This is a genomic window from Pseudomonas sp. 05T35 (genome assembly GCF_056396605.1).
Genome location: NZ_JBFTLU010001000.1, coordinates 1 through 391, shown reverse-complemented (window position 1 = coordinate 391; position 391 = coordinate 1). Strand labels below are relative to the sequence as shown.

General features: G+C 54.7%; 1 pseudogene. It reads left to right on the top strand.

Going from position 1 to position 391, the window contains the following annotated elements:
• Window positions 1-194: 194 nt before the first annotated feature.
• Window positions 195-391: pseudogene (locus AC1DH9_RS31105) on the top strand (polyphosphate kinase); the annotation flags it as partial.

Sequence of the window (391 nt, the reverse complement as noted above, 5' to 3'; positions counted from 1 at the left end):
CGTCCCAGTCGAGCTGGGCATGCGGTACGGGGTTCGGCAGTGTTTCAGGGTTCATGGTCGGCTCAAGCGAGGCTAGGTGGCCATTCTAGCCGATCGCGACACAAGCGATTGATCCATGGCAAAGCGGATGGGATGGTCCAGACAAACACTCGGTCAATCCGCTAGTCTTGGACAATCTTGGAAGGGAGTCGCTCATGTTCGAATCTGCTGAAATCGGTCATGTGATTGATAAAGAAACCTACGATGCTGAAGTGCCGGCGTTGCGTGAGGCCTTGCTTGAAGCTCAGTTCGACCTCCAGCAGCAGGCACGATTTCCGGTCATCGTGTTGATCAACGGGATTGAAGGCGCAGGTAAGGGCGAGACGGTCAAGTTGCTCAATGAGTGGATGGA